This window comes from Agromyces sp. NPDC052230 (assembly GCF_040679595.1).
In the GTDB taxonomy this organism is placed as follows: Bacteria; Actinomycetota; Actinomycetes; order Actinomycetales; family Microbacteriaceae; genus Agromyces.
The window spans coordinates 342,764-363,417 of the sequence record NZ_JBFAVC010000005.1 but is presented as its reverse complement, the minus strand read 5'-3'; the positions used below and the strand labels follow the sequence as shown (position 1 = coordinate 363,417).

Sequence of the window (20,654 nt, the reverse complement as noted above, 5' to 3'; positions counted from 1 at the left end):
AATTCGTGCCGGCTTTTGCTTCGAGCATTGCGGGGCTCGGGGATGCCGCGGCGCGCCGCCGCGGCATCCGCTCGCCTCAGCTCGCCTTCGCCTCGCGCTCCTCGCGCACGCGCTGGCCGACGACGGCGGACACGCCGTCCTGGCGCATCGACACGCCGTACAGCGCGTCGGCGATCTCCATGGTGCGCTTCTGGTGCGTGATCACGATGAGCTGGCTCGACTCGCGCAGGTCTTCGAGCGTGGTGAGAAGCCGGCCGAGGTTCGCGTCGTCGAGCGCCGCCTCGACCTCGTCCATGATGTAGAACGGGCTCGGCCGCGCCTTGAAGATCGCAATCAGCAGGGCGACCGCGGCGAGCGAGCGCTCGCCACCCGACAGCAGCGACAGCCGTTCGATCTTCTTGCCGGCGGGCTTCACGCTCACCTCGATGCCGGTCGTCAGCAGGTTGTCGGGATCGGTGAGCGAGATGCTGCCGGTGCCACCAGGGAAGAGCACCGGGAAGACCTCGGCGAACGCGTCACGCGTGTCCTCGAAGGCGCCGCGGAAGATCGCCTCCATCTTGCCGTCGATCTCCTCGATGATCGTGAGGAGGTCTCGACGGGTGTTCGCGAGGTCGGTGAGCTGCTCGGTGAGGAACTGGTGGCGCTGCTCGAGTGCCGCGAACTCCTCGAGCGCGAGCGGGTTCACGCGGCCGAGTTGGGCCAGCTTGCGTTCGGCGGCCTGCAGGCGGCGCTGCTGCTCCTCGCGCACGAACGGGCGCGGTTCGTCGTCCTCGTGTTCGGCGGGCACCGGGATGTCGGGCCCGTATTCGGCGATGAGCACGCCCTCGGCGAGTCCCAGCTCCGCCTCCGCGCGTTCGACGAGTCCGGCGACGTGCAGCTTCTTCTCGTAGATGCGGAGTTCGAGGCCGTGCACGTCCTCGGTCACGGCCTGCAGGCGTTCGCGCACGGCGGCCTCCTTGCGCCGAATCCGCTGCAGCTCCTCATTGCGACTCGCACGCTCCGCTTCCGCGCGCCCGAGCGCCTCGCGAGCCTCGGCGACCGAGGCGTCGACGGACGCGAGCGACGCCGGCAGCGACTCGGCGACACGGGTCGCCGCCGCGAGTTGCGCCCGACGCACGACGGCGCGGCGTGCGGCATCCGCCGCAGCCTGCTGCTCCGCCTCGAACTGGCGCTCCATGGCACGCACGCGCGCCTCCTCGGCGCGCACACGCTCCTTGGCCGTCTCGAGCCGGAGCCGGGCCTCGACCTCGCGCTCGCGGGTCTGCTCGAGTGCGACGAGGGCGGCGTCGCGCGCCGACACGTCGAGCACGGGACGCGCGACCGCCTTCGCCGCGTCGAGGGCGGTCCTCGCATCCTCCGCGACGCGCTGCGCCTCGGCGACGCGCTCCTCGGCGTTGGCGGCGGCCTGCTGGAGCCGCTCCGTCTCGGCGTCGACCGCCTCCGCCTGCACGCGCGCCCGGTTCAACAGCTCGGTGCGCTGCGCGAGCCTGGCGTCGAATTCGCGAAGTGCGGCGAGTGCCGCCTTCGCCTGCTCCTTCGACTGCTCGAGGATGGTGCGCTGCTCGGCGAGCTCGAATCGCGATCGCTCGATGGCCGCTCGCACCTCTTCGAGGTGGGCGCCGGCGCGGTCGCGTTCGGCGATCAGCTCGATGCGGCTCTGCTCGCGGCCGTTGCCGCCCGTGATGACGTAGCGCCCGATGACCGTGCCGTCGCGCGTGATGACGGTGACCGGTCGATCGAGGCGAATGAGGGCGGGCTCCGCGGCCCGGGCGGCGGCCACGTCGTCGGCGATGAGCACCTCCGAGAGGAGTGCGACCACACCATCGGGTGCCGTCACCACCTGGCCCGCCGGCACGAGCCCCTCGATGATCTGGGGGTCGCGCGACGCTCGCCCGGGATCGGCGAGGGCGAGTGCGAGTGAAACCCGACCCAGCTCGCCGTGCTCCGCGTGCTCGAGCGCACGGAACGCCGCAGCACGGTCGTCGACCAGGACGGCGTCGGCGAGCGAGCCGAGCGCGGCCGCGATCGCCGGCTCGTAGCCCGGCTCCACGTGCAGAGACTCCGCGAGCAACCCGCGCACGCCGTCGACGCGCGCCTCGACGAGCGCGGCCGAACCGTCCTTCTGGTCGAGCGCGAGCGACAGGGCTGCCGATCGGGCGGCGAGCGCACCCTGCTCTCGCTCCCCCGTGTGCAGCTCCTCGCGGATCCGCTCGATCTCGGCCTCCGCCCCGAAGACGTCGGCCTGCGCGAGCTCGTACGCCTCGTCGAGGTCGGTCTCCGCGCCGTCCTCCACCTCCGCCTCCGCCTCGGCGCGCGCGAGCTCGGCCGCGGCGGTGGCGCGACGGCCCGCGGCCGCCTCCAGGGCGTTCGCGTGCCGCAGCACCTCGCCGCGCACGGCGGCGAGCTTGGAGGCCGCACTATCGGCCTGCCCGACGAGCTTCGAGAGTTCGAGGTCGTAGGCGGTGACGCGCGCGCTCTGCGCTGCGATCTGCTCGTCGACGAGGTCGAGCTCGCCGCGCGCGGTGCGCGTCGCGCCAGCGGCGATCTCGAGGCCGGATCCCGCGTCGGCCACGGCTGCGGTGAACGCGTCGAGCCCGGCGGTCGCCTCCTCGATCATCGACCGGGTGACCGTGGGTGTTGATTCGGCGGGCTGGGCCTCCGCGCTCAGGAGGGCGATGCGCTGCCGCGCGAGCGCGTCGAGGGCGCGAAGCCGCTCCTGTGCGGATTCGAGCGCGTGGCTCGTCGATCGTGCCGTGTCGACATCGTCGCCGAGGTACGTCGCCTCGAGCCGGGTGACGCGGGCCTGGTGCTGTTCGAGCTCGTCCTGCAGCACGAGGCGCTCGCTGTGGCGCTCGTGCTCGCTGCGCCCGTGCTCGTCGAGCGCGCGACGCAGGCCCACCACCTCGTCGGCGAGCAGGCGTGCCCGTGCGTCGCGCACCACGGCGGCGATCGTGGCGGCCTCGCGCGCGACCTCCGCCTGTCGGCCGAGTGGCTTCAACTGGCGACGGATCTCGCCGGCGAGATCGGAGAGCCGGGTGAGGTTCGCCTGCATCGCATCGAGCTTGCGGAGCGTCTTCTCCTTGCGCCGACGATGCTTCAGGATGCCCGCGGCCTCCTCGATGAACCCGCGACGGTCCTCGGCGCTCGCGTGCAGCACGGCGTCGAGCTGGCCCTGGCCGACGATGACGTGCATCTCGCGGCCGAGCCCCGAGTCGCTGAGCAGCTCCTGCACGTCGAGCAGCCGACAGGTCTCGCCATTGATCGCGTACTCGCTCGCGCCGTTGCGGAAGAGCGTGCGCGAGATGGTGACCTCGCTGTATTCGATGGGGAGCGCTCCGTCGGCGTTGTCGATCGTGAGGCTGACCTCGGCGCGGCCGAGCGGACCCCGCGTCGCGGTGCCCGCGAAGATGACGTCCTCCATCTTGCCGCCGCGCAGCGTCTTGGCGCCCTGCTCCCCCATGACCCACGCGAGCGCGTCGACGACGTTGGACTTGCCCGAGCCGTTGGGGCCGACGATGCACGTGACGCCCGGTTCGAAGGCGAACGTCGTCGGCTGCGCGAAGGACTTGAATCCCTTCAGCGTCAGGCTCTTGAGGTACACGTCCCACCCTTCCGACTCGCGAGCGCGCTGCCGACGAGCGTAGTCGAGGAACGGCGCGCCGCCGTTCGCCCCCGCCGCCGTCCGGCGGATCCGCCCTTGCCCGCGGCGGGCCGACCGCGTTAGTCTGGGCGGCTGTCCGAGAGCCCGCGGGGAGGAACCTGGATGTCGGTCGAGATCAGCCCGGTGCCCGTGCCCGACGCGCTCGGCACCCGCAAGGCCAGGGCCTTCGAAACGTACGCGGCGCTCGGTTCGGAGCTCGAACGGGCCAACTGGGGTCATGATCACTTCGCCGACACCGCCGAGCGACTGCTCGCGGTGCACCGGAACGGCACCCGCCGGGGGCACGCGTTCCTGGCGGCGTGGGACGGTCCGACCATGGTGGGTCGGAGCGGCCTCTCGTGGGAACGCGACGACGGCGCCGAGACGATCGAACTCACCCTCGGCGTGCTCCCATCGCACCGCCGCCGCGGGATCGGTTCACTCCTCCTCGCCGCCGTCGAGGAGATCGCTCGCGAACTGGGCCGCTCGACCGTCGTCGGGTACTCCGACCACCCCGACGACGATTCGGCGCTGCGCGGGCCCGGATTGCGGGCGCCCGACGGCGACGCCGTGCTCGCGGCATCCGTGCCCGCCGCCGGGTTCGCCGCCGCGCACGGATACGCGCTCGGGCAGCTGGAACGCGTGAGCAGCCTCGCCCTCGACGGCCGTGCCGACGACTTCCGCGCCGCGCTCGATGCCCGCTCCGCGCGGGCCCAGTCGCTCGGCTACCGACTCGTCCACTGGACCGATCACGTGCCCGACGACCTCATCGAGGCATATGCGGCGGCCCGCGCGCGAATGGCGCTCGATGTGCCGGCCGGCGGGCTGACGATCGACGAGGAGCAGTGGGACGCCGCTCGCGTGCGCGAGCATGAGTCGGCCGAGGTCGGCGGCGACGCCGGCCTGCTCGTCGCGGCGGCGGTGACCGACGATGGCGACCTCGCGGGCTACACCGAGCTGGTGTTGCCGCGCGGCCGCGAATTCGTGTACCAGTTCGACACGCTCGTGGCGGGACCGCACCGCGGGCACGGCCTCGGCCTGCTCCTGAAGCTCGCGAACCTCGTGCGGCTCGGCGAAATCGCCCCTGAACGCTCCGTGGTCTACACCTGGAACGCCGACGAGAACGCGCACATGCTCGCGATCAACATCGAGCTCGGCTTCCGCCGGTGCGGACTCGAGGCGGTCTGGCAGCGTACCGGCGAGGTCAGCGGCCGCTCGGCGTCGAGCGTCGCCGCCGAAGGCGCTGGCAGCGAGGGCACCGGTGCGACGACCGGTTCATGAACGCCTCGCGAACCATCGGCGTGCCGCAACGCGGGCACGGGAGTCCCGCGCGACCGTACGCGTTCAGCGAGTGCGCGAAGTATCCTGACGCGCCGTTCACGTTGACGTACTGCTCATCGAAGCTCGTGCCGCCCTCGGCGAGTGCGCGCTCGAGCACCTCCCGCACGGCGGCGAGCAGTTCGCGGGCGCGCCGCCGCGACAGGGACGCCGCGGGCTGTTCGCCGTGCAGGCGCACCGCCCAGAGCGCCTCGTCGGCGTAGATGTTGCCGACCCCGCTCACGAGGTGCTGGTCGAGCAGTACCCGCTTCACGCCCGACGAACGACGCCCCAGGGCGTCGAGGAACGCCCGGTCGTCGAACGCGGGGTCGAGCGGATCGCGCGCGATGTGCGCGACCTGCGCCGGGATGGAGCGAGCCCACGGTCCGGTGACACCCCCCGAGAACCCGGCGATCTCCCCGTCGGCAGTCGGCACGAGCCGGTCGACCGCCAGCGAACCGAACGTGCGCTGATCGACGAAGTCGACGCGCAGCTCCCCGTGCGCCGGATGCTCGAGGTGCAGACGGATGCGCGCATGTTGGTCGTCGCCGGGGTGGTCGGGCGTACGCAGCAGCAGCTGCCCGCTCATGCCGAGGTGGCCGACGAGCGCGCGGTCGTCGCCGAAGGGCAGCCAGAGGAACTTGCCGCGGCGTACGGCGGCCTCGAGGCGCGCCCCGGTGACGAGCCGTTCGAAGTCGCCGGATGCCGCGTCGTGCCGGGTCAGCGCACGGGAGTCGAGTATCTCGACCGCGGTCACCCGCGCCCCGGTGACCGCCGGCGCGAGCCCCGCGCGGACGACCTCGACCTCTGGCAGCTCGGGCACGGTCAGTTCGAGCTCAGCCGGGACCAGGCCTCGAGCGCCGCGGCCATCTCGGCCTGCTTCTTGCTCGACCCCTCACCGGAGGCCTTGACGAGGTCGCCCACCACGACGGACGCGACGAAGTGCTTGTTGTGATCGGGACCGGACTCGGTGAGCGTGTACACGGGCGGAGGAGCGCCGCGCCGCGCCGCGATCTCCTGGAGACTCGTCTTCGGGTCCATGGCGGCGCCGAATCGTTCGGGGTCGCCGAGCAGCGGTGCGATGAGCCGCATCACGAGCCGGGTGGCGGCGTCGCCGCCCGAGTCGAGGTAGACGGCTCCGATGATCGCCTCGACGGTATCGGCGAGGATCGACGGCTTGTCCGCGCCGCCGGTCATGGTCTCACCGCGACCGAGGCGGATGTACGGCCCCAGCCCGATCGAGCGGCCGACCTCGGCGAGTGCGGCACTCGAGACGAGGCTGGCCCGCCGCTTCGCGAGCTCGCCCTCTTCGAGATCGGGGTGGTCGCGGAAGAGCTTGACGGTGACGGCCTGTCCGAGGATCGAGTCACCGAGGAACTCGAGGCGCTCGTTGGTGGGGATGCCGCCGTTCTCGTATGCGAACGACCGGTGCGTGAGCGCGAGCAGGAGCAGGTCGGGATCCACTTCGACCTGTAGCGTGCGCTGCAGGTCGTCGAGCGTGTGCTCCGTGGCTGCCTTGGGCTCCGTCCGCGTCACGACCGGCGGGTTGGCTTGCGTCGGCCGACTAGACGTCGGCGACCTTGCGGCCCTTGTACTCGAGGAAGAGCGGGGTGCCCGCGGAATCCTCGACGACCTTCGCGCGGTGCGGGAGGCTGTAGGTGACCTTGCCGTTCTCCACGGTCTTGACGAGCGTGGGGACCTCGGCCTTCCACTGCGAACGACGCGCGTGGGTGTTGGAGCGTGACTTCTTCCGCTTCGGAACAGCCATGATCTTCTCTCAATCTCTCTGCTGGTCGGCCTCGGATGTCGCATCCGTGCCCTGGTCTTCGGAAGCCTGGAACCCCGCAAGCGCGGCCCATCGCGGGTCGCGTTGCTCATGGGTGACGAGTTCCGGATGATCGGCCAGTCGGACCCCGGTCACGGGGTCGAGACCCGGGCAGTCCGGCCGGCACACCGGCTGGAACGGTAGCGACAGCACCACCGCATCTCGGATGAGCGGTTCAAGATCCACGTGGTCGTCTTGAACCTCTACCTCGAAAGCTTCTCCAGAATGATACGCGAAAAGCTCTTGGAACTCGACTTGGACGGGGAGGGCGATGTCGATGAGGCACCGCCCGCACTCGCCCTCGGCGACCGCGTCGACCTCGGCCGTGACGAGGATTCCCTCGTGCACGGACTCGAGCCGGAGGTCGAGATCGAGTTCTGCGCCCGCACGCACCGCGACGAGGCCCTCGCCCATCTGCTCGCCCGCGGGCACGGAGCGGCGCTCTTCGCGCATCTCGCCCGGACGGTTCACGAGGTCGCGCACGTTGACGCGGAACGCCGATTGCTGAATGGCCACGATCGACGATTCTACGCCCCGGCGGTGGGGCGGACGCCGAGCATGCCGCGCAGGCCGTCGAGCAGGGAGTGCGGCAGGAAGATCGCGCGCGCCCGTTCGACTCCCGTGGCATCGGCGGTGAGTGCCGAGCGCGCCGCAGCGAGATCGACGATGAGCGAGTCGGATGTCGCGTCCGCGCGAGGCCCGTCGACTCGGCCGTACCGCTCCCGTTCGACGGCATCGCGAAGGCGCATCACCGCGGCGCGCGCACTCGCGTCGCGGAACTCCTCGCGCGCCACCAGCCGCGTGGCGAACTCGCGTGGGGTCTCACCGCCCGTGCCGCCGGCCCCGAGGTCGAGCGCGGTGGCGGCCAACTCGTCCCATGCGGCATCCGCCGGCCGTTCACCGCGACGGATGCGCCGGACGCGCGCCTGCCGCTGCGCGACACGCACCGCGGCGGGCACGAGGAGCAGCAGCGCGACCGCCAGGCCGATGACGCCGAGGCGCAGCCATGCCTGCGCCGCCGTCGCGATGGGGTCGCCCCCCGGCCCGGCCAAGCCGCGGTCGGGGTCGAGGTCGGGGCGGCCGGTCGAACCCGGCGTGGCGGGAGCGGAGGTCGCGAGCGGCGGTGCACCCTCATCGCCCGCTCCGGGCCGCGAGTAGCCGGGGACCGATCCACGGCCCGGAGTCGGCTCGAACGGCACCCAGCCCACGCCCTCGAAGTACAGCTCGGGCCACGCGTGCAGGTCGTGCGAGTCGACCTCCATGCGCAGAACGCCGTCGACGCGCTCGTCGGTCGGCGTTCCCTGGGTGTAGCCGACCGAGATGCGCGAGGGGATACCCGACTCGCGGGCGAGCACCGCCATGGTCGAGGCGAAGTGCACGCAGTAGCCCGCCTTGGTCTCGAGGAACTTCGCGATGACGTCGAATCCGCCGCCGTCGTAGCCGTCCTCGACGGGCGCCTCGGTGGAGTAGTCGAACTCGGAGCCTCGGAGGAACGCCTGGATCGCGACCGCCGCATCGTAGGGCGACGGGGCGGAGGCCGTGACGGCGGCCGCCGTCTCGGCGATGATCGCGGGCATCTCCTCGGGGAGCTGCAGGTATGCCTCCAGCTCGTCGTCGAGGTTGCGGTCGGCGCTGCGCAGCTGCTGCGGCGTGGGCTCGACGTCGAGGCGCGTGACCCGGTAGCTCTGACCACCGGTGTTCGAGTCGACGCTGCGCACCGTGAGCGCGCTGTCGTCCCAGAACCACGAGCCCTCGAGGCCCTCGATGCGCGTGGTCGGGTACGGCACGGGAAGCCACGTCGTGCGCACCTCCTCGACGGACACGTCGATCGGATGCTCCGACGTCTCCACCGCGTTCGAGAGGCCGTCGGGGCGCGGCATCTGGTCGACCGTGTTGTCGCCGTCGACGGCCCGCTCGGTGGGCGCCCAGACCTGCCCCTCGAACTGGTCGAGCGTCAGCAGCGTGAAGTACGGACGGTCGCCGTCGCGTGAGAGGTACTGGAACGCGGGCAGCGCATCGGGTCGCCGGAGGTCGCGCCCGAGGTCGATGAACGGGCTCACCCCGCGGGCGAACAGCGAGCCCTGCGTCTGGCTCCCGAGCAGCAGGCTCGTCGAGACGCTCGGCGTCGACGCGGCGAGCACGGATGCCGCGAGCAGCCCGACCGCGGCGAGGCCGAGCGAGGCGCCGAGGGTCGACACGATCGGCACGCGCTTCGGCGCGACCACGGTGGCCGCCTGATCGCCCTCCTCCCCCACGTCGAGCCGGGCGCGACGGCGCACCCGGACGTCCACACGCAGGAGCAGGAGGTAGGCCGCAGCCGTCAGCACGAGCGTCGGGACCTCGGCGCCCGCCTCGATGATGAACCCGGGGATGAGGATCGGCACGAGCGCCGGCGCAGCAGCCAGTGCCGGCATGCGCGCTGTCTGCACGAGGAGATCCACGACGACCGCGAGCAGCCCGATGCCCAGGGCGAGTGCGAACGTGAGCGGCGGCACGGGGATCGCGGGCACGGCCTGCTGCTGGATGGTGCGCTGCGCGCCGACCATCAGCTGGTCGAAGGTCTCGAACGTGCCGCCGGTGGGCACGATGAGGGCGATGCTCGTGCCGCCGCCGAACAGCAGGGTGAGCAGCAGCAGGACAACCACGAGCTCGAGCACGGGCACGAGCGAGGGCGGGGTGCGGATCGAACGCAGGCCGAAACCGGCGAAGAGCGTGCCTGCGGCCATGAACGCGCACAGCCACCACCAGCCGCTCCCCGAGATGAGCGGACCCAGCGCCATCGTCGCGATGACGAGGAACAGGAACGACGCGGTGGTCAGTGCGAGGCGCTGCGCACGTGAGAGGGAGATGAGGTCAGATCGCATGCGACGCCCCCGCCCGTGGCGGCGCGGTGATGCCCGACCAGGCGTCGCCGATGTCGGCCGGGCGGCGCACGCGCATGACGCGCCAGTCAGCCTCCTCGAGGAGGTCGAGCACCCGGCGCGAGACGCCATCGGTCGCGAATACGACGGCGGGCTCGAACGACGGGCGGAGCGCCACCAGGGTGCGTGCGTCCTGTTCGTCGGGATCCACGAGCACCGCGAATCCCGGGCAACGCGCGTCGCGCGTGCCGGGGTGCGCACTGGAGCCGGCGGCGCCCGCCGCATGCCGTGCCGCGCCTCCCGGGTGTTCCAGTCGGGCGAGGTCCTCGAGGAGCATCCGGTCGCCGCCCGGTACCCGGTACGTGCCGCCGTACGCCGCGCCCGGGATCACGCCGCGCTCGGGGTCGGCGACCTGCGTGCAACGCACCCGGAAGCCCTGTTCGAGCAGGTGCATGCCGATCGAGGCGGCGATCTCGATGCCGAGCTCGAATCCGAAGTGCGCGCGCTCGTCGTCGTCGCGACGGGCCGCCCCGGGCTGGCGCCCGGACAGGGTCGTGTCGAGCAGGATGCGGGCCTCGGGGTCGCCGCGCTGCTCCTCCTCGCGCACCATGAGCTCGCCCCGCCTGGCGGTCGCGGCCCAGTTCACGCGACGCATCGGGTCGCCGTACCGGTACTCGCGGGCGATGAGTTCGTCGGAGTTCGGATGCAGCCGCCGCCGGAGTCCGTGCACCACGCCGTCGATGGATGCCGCGCTGCCGAGGGCGGTGTCGAGCGGGGTGATCCTGGGCGTGACGACGACATCGTGGGCCGAGCCGGCATCGCGATCGATGCGTGCGAGGCCGAACGGATCGGCCACGCCGATGCGGAGCGGCCCGATCGGGTACACGCCGCGCCGCGGCGTCCGAAGTTTGTACTCGAGCCGCACCGTGTCGTCGCCCGACGGGAGGACCCCCTCGTAGGGCCCGATCGCCGGCAGGATCGCCTCGGCCGGGCCCATCAGGCCGTCGGGCACCGTGTCGCGCCAGTGCGCGCCGTCGAAGGTGCGGCGCCCACGGTTCTTCACGAGGATGCCGACGCGCGTCCACGCGCCCGCCGCGACCACCGCCGGCGCGAAAACCCGCGTCACGGCGAGCCTGGGCGCGCGCACCAGCACGAACACGCCGGCTGCGATCGGCATCGCGATGCCGACGAACGCGAGGAGGAGGATGTCGCGCAGGTCGAACCACAGGGAGACGGCGAGGAGCAGGACACCGACGATGATGAGTGACCCGCCGCGCCGGGTCAGTCGCGGCCAGGCCGAGACGCGAACGGGGCGCGGGCGCAGCACGGTCAGAACCTTCGTGCGCTGCCGACCGGAATCGGCGTCTCGCCGACGATGCGACGCACGATGGCGTCGATGAGCGGCCCGCTGTCGCGGTCGTGCGCGCCGACGGCACGGCTCGTCGGCACGAGCCGGTGCGCGAGCACGGGGACCGCGAGCGCGTCGACGTCGTCGGGCAGCACGAAGTCGCGCCCGTGCATGGCGGCGTGCGCCTTGGCGGCGCGGATGAGCTGCAGCGTCGCGCGCGGGCTCGCGCCGAGCCGCAGCTGGCGGTCGTCGCGGGTTGCACGCGCCAACTCGACCGCGTACTCCTTGACCGGTTGCGAGGTGAACACGTGGTGCACGGCGGCGATCATGCCGCGCAGCTCGGCGAGGGTCACGACGGTGGAGAGGTGATCGAGCGGGCTCGACGTCTCGCGCGTGGACAGCATGTCGAGCTCGTCGGCCGACGACGGGTAGCCCATGGAGATGCGCGCCATGAACCGGTCGCGCTGGGCCTCGGGCAGCGGATACGTGCCCTCCATCTCGACGGGGTTCTGCGTCGCCACGACGGTGAACGGCTGGTCGAGCACGTAGGTGGTGCCGTCGGCGGTGACCTGTCGCTCCTCCATGCACTCGAGCAGCGCCGACTGCGTCTTGGGACTCGCGCGGTTGATCTCGTCGCCGATGACGATGTTGGCGAACACCGGCCCGCGCTTGAACTCGAACCGGCGGATCGCCTGGTCGAAGACCGAGACGCCCGTGACGTCACTCGGGAGCAGGTCGGGCGTGAACTGGATGCGACTGACGGTGCAGTCGACCGACCTCGCGAGCGCCTTGGCGAGCATGGTCTTGCCGACCCCCGGCACGTCCTCGATGAGGAGGTGACCCTCGGCGAGCAGCACGGTGAGCGAGGCCGTGACGGCGTCGCGCTTGCCCGCGATGACGGTCTCGACGTTCTGCACGATGGCCGCGGCCCGGGAGCCCACCTCGTCGATGCCCATCAGACCGTCGGGTGCGTCGTGGCCGCCGGCGTCGCCGACCGTGACCGCTGCTTCGCTCATGGGGTCATCGCCGCCTGGAGGAACTCGGAGACGACCTGCGGTACGTACGGCGAGACGTCGCCGCCGAGGGCGGACACCTGTCTGACGAGCGAGCTCGACACGTGCGCATTGGCGGGATCGGTGAGCATGAACACCGTCTCGACACCGGCGAGGTGCCGGTTCACGATGGCCATGGGCGTCTCGTAGGCGACGTCGACCTGCGAGCGGATGCCCTTCACGAGCACCGAGGCGCCGACATCGGTGCAGTAGTCGACGAGGAGCCCCATGCTCCACGAGGCCACGACGACGCGGCCCTGGATGCGCGCGTCGGCGATCGACCGCTCGATGAGCGACACGCGCTCGGCGATGGGCAGCAGGGCCGACTTGTCGGGGTTGTGCACGACGACGACGTGCACCTCGTCGTAGAGACCCGCGGCCCTGCCGATGACATCGAGATGGCCGAGCGTGACGGGGTCGAACGAGCCTGGGACGACGGCGATCCGCTGCATATCCCCCAGCGTAGTGCCCGCGCACGGCACCGGAAGTGCTGCCCGAGAGTCTCAGCCCTTGCTCAGGAATCCGCTCGTCTCGGCGTCCACCCGGCGCTTGACCTCGGCAGCCAGCGCGCGGTGATGCTCGAGGGCGGGATCGGCCTCGAGCACCCCGGCCGCGAGTTCGCGGGCGTCGGCGATGAGGTCGCCGTGGCGCGTCACCTGCAGCAGCTTGAGCGAGGATCGCGTGCCCGACTGGGTGGCGCCGAGCACGTCGCCCTCCTTCCGTAGGTCGAGGTCGACCCGGGCGAGCTCGAAGCCGTCGAGTGTGGCGGCGACGGCCTCGACGCGCTGCATGGCGACCGAGCCGTTCTCGGCCGCGGTCACGAGCAGGCACAGTCCCGGCACCGAGCCGCGGCCGACTCGGCCTCGCAGCTGGTGCAACTGCGACACCCCGAATCGATCGGCGTCGACCACGACCATGACACTCGCGTTCGGCACGTCGACCCCCACCTCGATGACCGTGGTGGCGACGAGCACGTCCAGCTCGCCGGCCGCGAAGGCGCGCATCACGGCGTCCTTCTCGTCGGAACTCATGCGTCCGTGCAGGGGGGCGACGCGCTTGTCGGCGAACCGCGGGTGTTCCTGGAGCTCGGCGAGGATCGCGGTGACGGATGCCGCGGGCCCGGCGCTTCGGCCGTCGTCCGCCTCGGGCTCCAGCGCGTCGGGGTCGTCCTCGACCACTCGGGCGTCGATGGCGGGACACACGACGAATCCCTGACGGCCCTGCTCGACCTCCTCGGCGAGCCGCTCCCACACCCGCGCGCGCCAGCCCGGCTTGTCGGCGAGGGGCACCGCGAACGTCTCGATGCCGGCTCGCCCGGCAGGCAGCTCCCGGATGGTCGACACGTCGAGGTCGCCGAACACGGTCATGGCGACGGTGCGCGGGATCGGTGTCGCCGTGAGCACCAGGACGTGTGGCGGATGCTGCCCCTTGAGGCGGAGTGCCTCACGCTGGTCGACGCCGAACCGGTGCTGCTCGTCGACCACCACGAGCCCGAGGTCGGCGAACGACACGGCGTCGCCGATCAAGGCGTGCGTGCCGACCACGATGCGCGCCTGCCCGGCGGCCGCGCGCAACAATGCCTTGCGGCGTTCGGCGGCCGGCAGCTGCCCCGTGATGAGCGTCGGCACGAGCGCGGCCGAGAGTTCGGGGCCGAGCATGCGCGCGAACGACCGCAGGTGCTGCGCCGCGAGCACCTCGGTGGGCGCGAGGAGCGCGGACTGCCCGCCCGAGTCGGCGACCGCGAGCATGGCGCGGAGCGCGACGACCGTCTTGCCCGAACCGACCTCCCCCTGCACGAGCCGGTTCATGGGCACCGGGTGCTCCAGGTCGTCGGCGATCTCGGCGGCGACCGCACGCTGATCGCCGGTGAGCGAGAACGGCAGCGACGCGTCGAACCGCTCGAGCAGGCCCCCGGGCGACGGATGCCGCGCCGTCGTCGTGTGCGCGCGGAGCTCGGCGCGCCGCTGGAGCAGCGCCGTCTGCAGCACGAACGCCTCGTGGAATCGGAGGGTGCGGCGTGCCACCTTCAGGTCGGCGTCGGTCTCGGGACGGTGGATGCCCTCGAGCGCGGCGCGACGGCGGAGGAGCGATCGTGCCTCGCGCATCGCGTCGGGAAGGGGGTCGTCGATCGGCCCCAGCCCGTCGAGCAGCAGGGCGATCGCATCCCGCAGCTTCCAGCTCGCCAGCGTGCTCGTGGCCGGGTAGATGGGCACCGGCGCCTCCGCCCACCGCTTGGCCGCGGCGTCGCCCGATGACAGGGGCACTTCGTCGTCGAACAGCTCGTAGTCGGGGTGTGCGAGTTGACGATTCCCCTTGTAGTCGCCCACCTTGCCGGTGAACATTCCCCGGCGGCCCGGCCGCAGTTCGTTCTCGCGCCACTTCTGGTTGAAGAACGTCAGGGTGAGGATGCCGGTGCCATCCGAGATCTTCGCCTCCACGATCGACCCGCGGCGCTGCCGCATCTCGCGCACCCGCACCTCGAGCACCTCCGCCACGATGGTCACGTGCTCGTCGAGCGGCAGGCTCGCGAGCGCCGTGAGCTCGCCGCGCATCACGTAGCGGCGGGGATAGTGGCCCAGCAGCTCGCCGACCGTGCGGTAGCCGAAGGCGCGCTCGACGGCCTGCGCCGTGCGCCCGCCGAGCGCGCCCGTCAGACGCGTGTCGAGCGTGTAACGACCGGCGCCCGCGGCATCCGCTCCTTCGGCCGTCATGCCTCGATCGTAGGCTCCGAGTCCGTCAGGGCGGCCAGCTCGGCCTGCACGTACGGATCGTCGGGCCGCGCCCGCGCGAGCTCGCGCTGCAGTTCGAGGGCTTCCTCGTGCCGCTCGAGCGTGCGCAGCGCCCGCCCGACCGACCAGCGCGCCACATGCTGCTGCTCCGCCGTGCCGTATCGGTCGGCGGCCTCGACGGCCTTCTCGAAGTGGTGCAGGGCGGCGACCGCGTCGCCGGCGTCGTGCTTGGTCCAGCCGAGGTTGTTGTGCAGCGCCACGCCCCATCGGAGCACTCGGGGCTCGCGGGAGCCCGCCAGCACGTCGAAGCCCTCGGTGGCCCACTCCTCCTCGTGCCCCGCGTCGTTGAGGGCGAGCATGTGCAGCGCATCGAGCACGAGGAACGGCGAGCCGGCGAGCGCGGCCTCGCGCACGCCGCGGGTGAGCACCGGGATCGCCTCGGGGCGACGAGCCGGGTCGGCCGCGAGGATGCGCCCGCGCTCGATGGCGACGCGCGCCCGCACCTCGGCGGCGTCGCGTTCGGTGTCCTCGGCGGCGGTGACGGCGGCCGCGACCTCGTCGAGCACGTCGAGCGCCTCGGTGGCCCGACCCTGGATGCCGATCGCCCGGGCCAGCTGAGTCGCCAACACGGCGCGGACATGTGAAGTATGCGTGTCATCGTCGGCGGCTTCGCGGAACCGCTCCTCGCTCGCTACGGGATCGCTGAAATCCCACAGTCGATCGATCATCTGCTGTTCGTCACCCCGGTGACGGGACGGTTCGGCGGGCACCTGGTCGGTCGAGTCATCCACCCCTCCATCATTGCAGCGGTTTCGACCACCTCGCGCGGACATGACACAGCCTCCCGCGCATGGCTAGGCTTCCGGGGACATGACCCGCATCATCGCCGGCGCCGCCGGCTCGCTCACCCTCGCCGTGCCGCGTTCGGGCACGCGCCCGACGAGCGACCGCGTTCGCGAGGCGATCTTCTCCGCACTCGAGGCCCGTGACGTCATCGACGGCGCGGCCGTGCTCGACCTCTATGCGGGCTCCGGTGCGCTGGGCCTCGAGGCGGCGAGCCGCGGCGCCGCCGACGTCGTGCTCGTCGAACGCGCCAAGGGCGCCGCCGACGTGTGCCGCCGCAATGCCGACGCCGTGAGCCGTGCGCTGCGCGGGCGACCGGTGCGCGTGCAGGTGGCGCCGCGCTCGGTGGCGAGCTATCTGGAGACGGCGGTCGGACCGTTCGACCTCGTCTTCATCGACCCGCCGTACGAGCTCGGCGAGGCTCCGCTCGCGCACGATCTCAGGCTGCTGGCGCCGCTGCTCGCGCGGGATGCCGTCGTCGTCGTCGAGCGCAGCTCCCGCTCGCCCGAGCCGACCTGGCCTGCGGGCATCGCGCCCGATCGCCGTCGCGACTACGGCGAGACGACGCTCTGGTGGGCCGTCGCCCAGGAACCGGGCGTCGCTCAGCCCGAGCGGCCGTCCCAGCCGGCGTAGGGATCCCAGCCGTCGGCGCCCACCCGCTCGCCATCGACGAGCACGTTTCCGGGTTCGTCGACGACGCGGCCGACCACCTCGAACGGCTCGGGCACCCGGGTCCCCTGCGGGAAGGTCGCAAGAAGGCCGTGATCCTCCGCGCCGGTGAGCGCGACGCGCAGGTCGGGGCCCAGCGCCGCGGCCGCGAAGTCGAGGCCGACGCCGCTCGCCTCGGCGATCCGGCGCGCGTCGCGAGCGAGCCCGTCGGAGACGTCGAGCATCGCGGTGGCGCCCGCGACCGCCGCCACGACGCCCGCGGCGACCGGCGGCTCGGGGGCGAGTTGGGCTCGCACGAGCTCCGGATGCCGCCGCCGCACCCCGTGGGTGGCCCCGGGATCGGGCTCGCCCGCGGCATCCGTCCCCTCGTCGAACAGCAGCGCGAGCCCGCGCGCGGCGTCGCCCCGAGCGCCCGCGTGCGCCACCACGTCGCCGACGCGGGCGCCAGACCGCAACACCGGCGCCCGCCCCTCGAGGTCGCCGAACGCGGTCACCGCGATGGTGAGCACCGACGACACCGACAGGTCGCCGCCGACGACGCCCGCGCCCGGGGCGAGCGCCGCGAGACCCTCGCGCATCCCATCGGCGAAGCCTTCGAGCACGTCCACCGGGGTAGCCGGCGGCGCCGCCACGGCGACGACGAGCGCCGTCGGCCGGGCGCCCATGGCGGCGACATCCGTCAGGTTCGTGGCCGCCGCCTTCCAGCCGAGCTCGAACGGCGTCGACCAGGCGAGACGGAAGTCCGGGCCGTGCACGAGCATGTCGGTCGTCACGACGAATCGACCGTCGGCGGCGGCGACCACCGCGGCGTCGTCACCGGCGGCGAGCAGCGTGGCGTCACCAGGGTTCAGCCGCGGCAGGATGCGCGCGAGCACCGCACGCTCACCGAGCTCCGCGATCGTGGGTCCGCCCGGGCGCGCAGCTCGTTCCATGCCACTCACGGTAGCCTGAGATCGATGCCCCACCCAGCTGCCCGCCGCCCCCGCGGGCTCCCCCGAGCCGTGTCCGCTGCCGCGCTCGCCGTCGCCGGCGTCGGCGTGCTGGCCGGTTGCACCCAGCCCGTCACCTTCGACGCGGCGCCTGACGCGATCGACCCCGACTGCGCCGCCGTCGTGGTGCGCCTGCCCGACACCGTCGCCGGTCTCGCCGAGCGCGAGACCAACGCGCAGGGCACGGGCGCCTGGGGCCAGCCGGCCTCCGTGCTGCTCCGATGCGGCGTCGAGCCGCCGGGCCCCACGACGGACCGCTGCGTGAGCGTCGACGGCGTCGACTGGATCATCGACGAGTCGGATGCCCCGCGATTCCTGTTCACGACCTACGGCCGCACCCCGGCCGTCGAGGTGCTCGTCGACAACGACGCGGTGTCGGGATCGACCGCGATCGCCGACCTCTCGCCGGCGGTGGCCGCGATCCCCGCCGATGGCGGCTGCGTCGCGCTCGACGACGCCGTGCCGACGGACTCGCCCGACTAGCGAACCCCGCGCGCGTGCCCGACCTCGATGAGCTCGGTGATGAGCTCGTCGTAACGCAGGCCCGAGTTCAGCCAGCAGGTCGGGAACATCGAGATCGGCGTGAATCCCGGCATGGTGTTGATCTCGTTGACCACGAAGCCCTCGTCGCCGAGGAAGACGTCGACGCGGGCGAGGCCCTCGGCGCCGATGGCCTCGAAGGCGTGACGCGCGATGCGCTGCAACTCGAAGAGCTCCCCGTCGCCGAGGTCTGCGGGGCAGATGAGCTCGACCCCGGGAGCGTCGAGGTACTTCGCCTCGAAGTCGTAGAACTCCCGGCCGGTGACCACCACCTCACCCGCGACGCTCACGCGTGCCGGGGCGCCGTCGCGGCCCTCGAGCACCGCGCACTCGATCTCGCGACCGCTGATCGCGGCCTCGATGAGCGCCGTGCGGTCCTCCGCGAACGCGACGTCGAGGGCCGCGTCGAGCTCCGACCAGTCGGCGACCTTGGTGACACCGACCGACGACCCGGCGCGAGCGGGCTTCACGAACACGGGCAGGCCGAGGCCACGGGCACGGCGCTCCCAGAGCTCCCGGTCGTCCTCCCACGTGCGGCGGGTCACCGAGACCCACGGCGCCACGGCGATGTCGGCGCCCTCGAGCACCGTCTTCGTCACGTGCTTGTCCATGCCGATCGCGGAGGCGAGGACGCCGTTCCCGACGTAGGGCAGGCCGGCGAGCTCGAGGAGGCCCTGGATGGTGCCGTCCTCGCCGAACCGGCCATGCAGGATCGGGAAGACGACGTCGACGTCGCCGAGCGAACGCACGCCCGAGGCATCCGTCACCGTCAGCTCTCGCGAAGCGGCGCTCTCGGGCCAGCGCACGCGCGAGCCGTTGTCGACGACCTCGGGGAGGTGCTGCGGGTCGAGCGCGAACCGCGATGCGTCGTCGGACTCGAGCACGTATGCGCCGTCACGGGTGATCCCGACGGGAATCACCTCGAACCGGTCACGGTCGATCGCGCCCAGGACTCCGCCCGCCGTCGCGCAGCTGATCGAATGCTCGCTTGATCGCCCGCCGAACAGCAGAACCACCCTGAGCTTGTCCATCCTTCGTCCTTTCGCCCTGCGGCTCGTCGTCGGTCGTGAGGTGAGGTGCGATGTCCCTCGGGGCCAAGGTGCCCGCGAGCACCTGACGGACCTGCTCGACGATGGGCATCTCGACGCCCTTCGCCCGTGCGAGCTCGAGGATGGGCGCGACGGACGCGAGTCCCTCGGTGGTCTGCTGCATCTGGTTCACGACATCGCTCAGGTGGTACCCCTGCCCGAGCAGGCGTCCGGCGGTGTTGTTGCGGGACAGCGGCGACTGGCAGGTCGCGATGAGGTCGCCGAGCCCCGCGAGTCCCGCGAGGGTCTCGGGATGCGCCCCGAACGCCACGGCGAAGTCGGTCATCTCGACGAGTCCCCTGGTGATGATCGACGCCTTGGTGTTCTCGCCGTAGCCGGCGCCGTCGACGATGCCGATCGCGAGGGCGATGAGGTTCTTCAGCACGCCGCCGAACTCGGTGCCGATGACGTCGGTGTTCACGAACGAGTGGAAGTATCGGTTGCGCGCGACGGATGCCACGGACTGCGCGGTCTCGAGGCTCGTCGACGAGACGACGGCCGCGGTCGGCTGCTCCTTCGCGATCTCGAGTGCGAGATTCGGACCGGAGATGACCGCGATCTGCGACTCGTCGACCCGGAGGCCGTCGGCGATGACTTCGCTCATGCGGAGTCCCGTCGACTTCTCGATGCCCTTCATGAGCGAGATCACGATGGACTCCGCGTGCAGGTGCGGAGCCGCGATCTTCAGGTGCTCGCGAAGCGCCTGGCTCGGCACCGAGACGTAGACCTGCTCGGCGCCCGCCAGCGCGAGGTCGAGCCGGCTCGTGGCCCGGAGGCTGAGCGGGAGGTTCACGCCCGCGAGGTAGTCGCTGTTGCGCTTGGCCTCCTGGATCTCGCGGGCGAGCTCGGGTCGTCGTGCCCAGACGACGACGTCGGCTCCGCCGTCGGCGAGGATCTTCGCGAACGTCGTGCCCCAGCTGCCGGCGCCGAGGACCGCCACGCGCTTGCCGTGGGGCTTCGGGGGCTGGTTCCTACCCTTCAAGGCGACCGGTCTCCTTCTGCCCGTGCGCCGCGGGATCCCAGCGCTCCGCCGGCGCGGGTTCGCCGCGAAGCTCGGCGAGGAGCGCCGCGATCGCGTCCATGAGCTCGCCCGTGGCCTTCAGCAGTGTGGCCTGGTCGAGCGGTTTGCCCCGGTACGCGTCGAGGTCGAGAGGCTCCCCGATCGCCACGTCGATCGTCTTGCGCGGGAAGAACTTGAGCTTCTTGCCGTAGCGAGGCAGCAGTGCCTGCGTGCCCCAGTGCGCGATGGGGACGATCGGGATGCCGCGCTCGAGCGCGATGCGCACGGCGCCCGTCTTGCCGCGCATCGGCCACAGGTCGGGGTCGCGGGTGAGCGAGCCCTCGGGGTAGACGACGACCATGCGGCCCTTCTCGACGAGCTCCTCCGCCGCTCGGAGCGCGGCGTGGCTCTGGCTGCCCGCACGCTCGACCGGGATCTGCCCCGAGGTGCGCAGGAACCAGGCGATCACGGGGTTCTTGAACAGCGACGCCTTGGCGAGGAAGCGCGGGGCGCGGCCGAGCTTCCAGCTCGCCATGCCGATCACGACCGGGTCGATCTCGCTGTAGTGGTTGGGGGCGAGCACGAAGGCGCCGGTCTGCGGCATCCGCTCGCGGTGGTGGAACCGGAACCGGATCGCCAGGCTCATCACCGGGATGACGATCGCGGCGAGGACCCAGAAGAACGAGGGGCGGCGGGTCTCCGACCGCGGCTTCACGGCAGCATCGGACCGGGGGTTCTCGAGTGGCACTCCCC

At 72.1% G+C, this 20,654-nt stretch carries 18 protein-coding genes; 3 read left to right on the top strand and 15 right to left on the bottom strand.

Annotated elements, in window-relative coordinates:
* Nucleotides 1–76: 76 nt before the first annotated feature.
* Nucleotides 77–3,601, bottom strand: coding sequence for a chromosome segregation protein SMC (smc, locus tag AB0K73_RS13600; protein WP_360513025.1), 3,525 nt, complete (start codon nucleotides 3,599–3,601; stop codon nucleotides 77–79).
* A gap of 162 nt (nucleotides 3,602–3,763) precedes the next feature.
* On the opposite strand from smc, the gene AB0K73_RS13595 reads away from it, so the two are divergent.
* Nucleotides 3,764–4,921, top strand: a complete 1,158-nt coding sequence (locus AB0K73_RS13595) for a GNAT family N-acetyltransferase (protein WP_360513027.1) — start codon at nucleotides 3,764–3,766, stop codon at nucleotides 4,919–4,921.
* Here the strand turns inward: AB0K73_RS13595 and mutM are convergent.
* The 10 genes from mutM to AB0K73_RS13545 form a co-directional block, all read right to left on the bottom strand.
* Nucleotides 4,845–5,780 (bottom strand): bifunctional DNA-formamidopyrimidine glycosylase/DNA-(apurinic or apyrimidinic site) lyase, encoded by a 936-nt coding sequence (mutM, locus tag AB0K73_RS13590; RefSeq protein WP_360513029.1) that lies wholly within the window; start codon nucleotides 5,778–5,780, stop codon nucleotides 4,845–4,847. The two genes, AB0K73_RS13595 and mutM, sit on opposite strands and share 77 nt — an antisense overlap.
* 2 nt (nucleotides 5,781–5,782) lie before the next feature.
* Nucleotides 5,783–6,445 carry a ribonuclease III gene (gene rnc / locus AB0K73_RS13585; RefSeq protein ID WP_360513691.1) on the bottom strand — a complete coding sequence of 221 codons (663 nt, stop codon included), beginning with the start codon at nucleotides 6,443–6,445 and terminating at the stop codon, nucleotides 5,783–5,785.
* Nucleotides 6,446–6,521: 76 nt separating this feature from the next.
* Nucleotides 6,522–6,725 (bottom strand): 50S ribosomal protein L32, encoded by a 204-nt coding sequence (gene rpmF, locus AB0K73_RS13580; protein WP_108595599.1) that lies wholly within the window; start codon nucleotides 6,723–6,725, stop codon nucleotides 6,522–6,524.
* 9 nt (nucleotides 6,726–6,734) lie between these two features.
* Nucleotides 6,735–7,298, bottom strand: a complete 564-nt coding sequence (locus AB0K73_RS13575) for a DUF177 domain-containing protein (protein WP_360513032.1) — start codon at nucleotides 7,296–7,298, stop codon at nucleotides 6,735–6,737.
* Between the two features lie 11 nt (nucleotides 7,299–7,309).
* The gene (locus AB0K73_RS13570; RefSeq protein ID WP_360513034.1) at nucleotides 7,310–9,646 is read right to left on the bottom strand and encodes a DUF3488 and transglutaminase-like domain-containing protein; all 2,337 of its coding nucleotides are present in this window, start codon (nucleotides 9,644–9,646) and stop codon (nucleotides 7,310–7,312) included.
* Nucleotides 9,636–10,970 carry a DUF58 domain-containing protein gene (locus AB0K73_RS13565; RefSeq protein ID WP_360513036.1) on the bottom strand — a complete coding sequence of 445 codons (1,335 nt, stop codon included), beginning with the start codon at nucleotides 10,968–10,970 and terminating at the stop codon, nucleotides 9,636–9,638. The genes AB0K73_RS13570 and AB0K73_RS13565 overlap by 11 nt, the downstream gene beginning before the upstream one ends.
* Nucleotides 10,971–10,972: 2 nt before the next feature.
* The gene (locus tag AB0K73_RS13560) at nucleotides 10,973–11,947 is read right to left on the bottom strand and encodes a MoxR family ATPase (protein WP_360513693.1); all 975 of its coding nucleotides are present in this window, start codon (nucleotides 11,945–11,947) and stop codon (nucleotides 10,973–10,975) included.
* A 56-nt stretch (nucleotides 11,948–12,003) separates the two neighbouring features.
* Complete coding sequence (coaD, locus tag AB0K73_RS13555) at nucleotides 12,004–12,495, bottom strand: pantetheine-phosphate adenylyltransferase (protein WP_360513038.1); 492 nt, start codon at nucleotides 12,493–12,495, stop codon at nucleotides 12,004–12,006.
* A gap of 51 nt (nucleotides 12,496–12,546) precedes the next feature.
* Nucleotides 12,547–14,754, bottom strand: coding sequence for an ATP-dependent DNA helicase RecG (locus tag AB0K73_RS13550; RefSeq protein ID WP_360513040.1), 2,208 nt, complete (start codon nucleotides 14,752–14,754; stop codon nucleotides 12,547–12,549).
* Nucleotides 14,751–15,563, bottom strand: coding sequence for a tetratricopeptide repeat protein (locus AB0K73_RS13545; RefSeq protein WP_360513042.1), 813 nt, complete (start codon nucleotides 15,561–15,563; stop codon nucleotides 14,751–14,753). Before AB0K73_RS13545 ends, AB0K73_RS13550 begins: the two co-directional genes overlap by 4 nt.
* 79 nt (nucleotides 15,564–15,642) lie before the next feature.
* Here AB0K73_RS13545 and rsmD point away from each other — a divergent pair, with 79 nt between their 5' ends.
* A complete protein-coding gene (gene rsmD, locus AB0K73_RS13540) occupies nucleotides 15,643–16,248 on the top strand; it encodes a 16S rRNA (guanine(966)-N(2))-methyltransferase RsmD (protein ID WP_360513044.1) in 606 nt (201 codons plus the stop codon).
* Here rsmD and thiL read toward each other — a convergent pair.
* Nucleotides 16,218–17,216 (bottom strand): thiamine-phosphate kinase, encoded by a 999-nt coding sequence (gene thiL / locus AB0K73_RS13535; protein WP_360513046.1) that lies wholly within the window; start codon nucleotides 17,214–17,216, stop codon nucleotides 16,218–16,220. The genes rsmD and thiL overlap by 31 nt on opposite strands.
* Nucleotides 17,217–17,240: 24 nt before the next feature.
* Here thiL and AB0K73_RS13530 point away from each other — a divergent pair, with 24 nt between their 5' ends.
* Nucleotides 17,241–17,756 carry a DUF3515 domain-containing protein gene (locus AB0K73_RS13530; protein ID WP_360513048.1) on the top strand — a complete coding sequence of 172 codons (516 nt, stop codon included), beginning with the start codon at nucleotides 17,241–17,243 and terminating at the stop codon, nucleotides 17,754–17,756.
* Here the strand turns inward: AB0K73_RS13530 and AB0K73_RS13525 are convergent.
* Genes AB0K73_RS13525 through AB0K73_RS13515 form a run of 3 tightly spaced genes read right to left on the bottom strand, consistent with a single transcriptional unit; the run spans nucleotide 17,753 to nucleotide 20,649 of the window.
* Nucleotides 17,753–18,844 (bottom strand): D-alanine--D-alanine ligase family protein, encoded by a 1,092-nt coding sequence (locus AB0K73_RS13525; protein ID WP_360513050.1) that lies wholly within the window; start codon nucleotides 18,842–18,844, stop codon nucleotides 17,753–17,755. The two genes, AB0K73_RS13530 and AB0K73_RS13525, sit on opposite strands and share 4 nt — an antisense overlap.
* Nucleotides 18,744–19,883, bottom strand: a complete 1,140-nt coding sequence (locus AB0K73_RS13520; protein ID WP_360513052.1) for an NAD(P)H-dependent glycerol-3-phosphate dehydrogenase — start codon at nucleotides 19,881–19,883, stop codon at nucleotides 18,744–18,746. Before AB0K73_RS13520 ends, AB0K73_RS13525 begins: the two co-directional genes overlap by 101 nt.
* Complete coding sequence (locus AB0K73_RS13515) at nucleotides 19,873–20,649, bottom strand: lysophospholipid acyltransferase family protein (protein WP_360513054.1); 777 nt, start codon at nucleotides 20,647–20,649, stop codon at nucleotides 19,873–19,875. Before AB0K73_RS13515 ends, AB0K73_RS13520 begins: the two co-directional genes overlap by 11 nt.
* Between the last annotated feature and the right edge of the window lie 5 nt (nucleotides 20,650–20,654).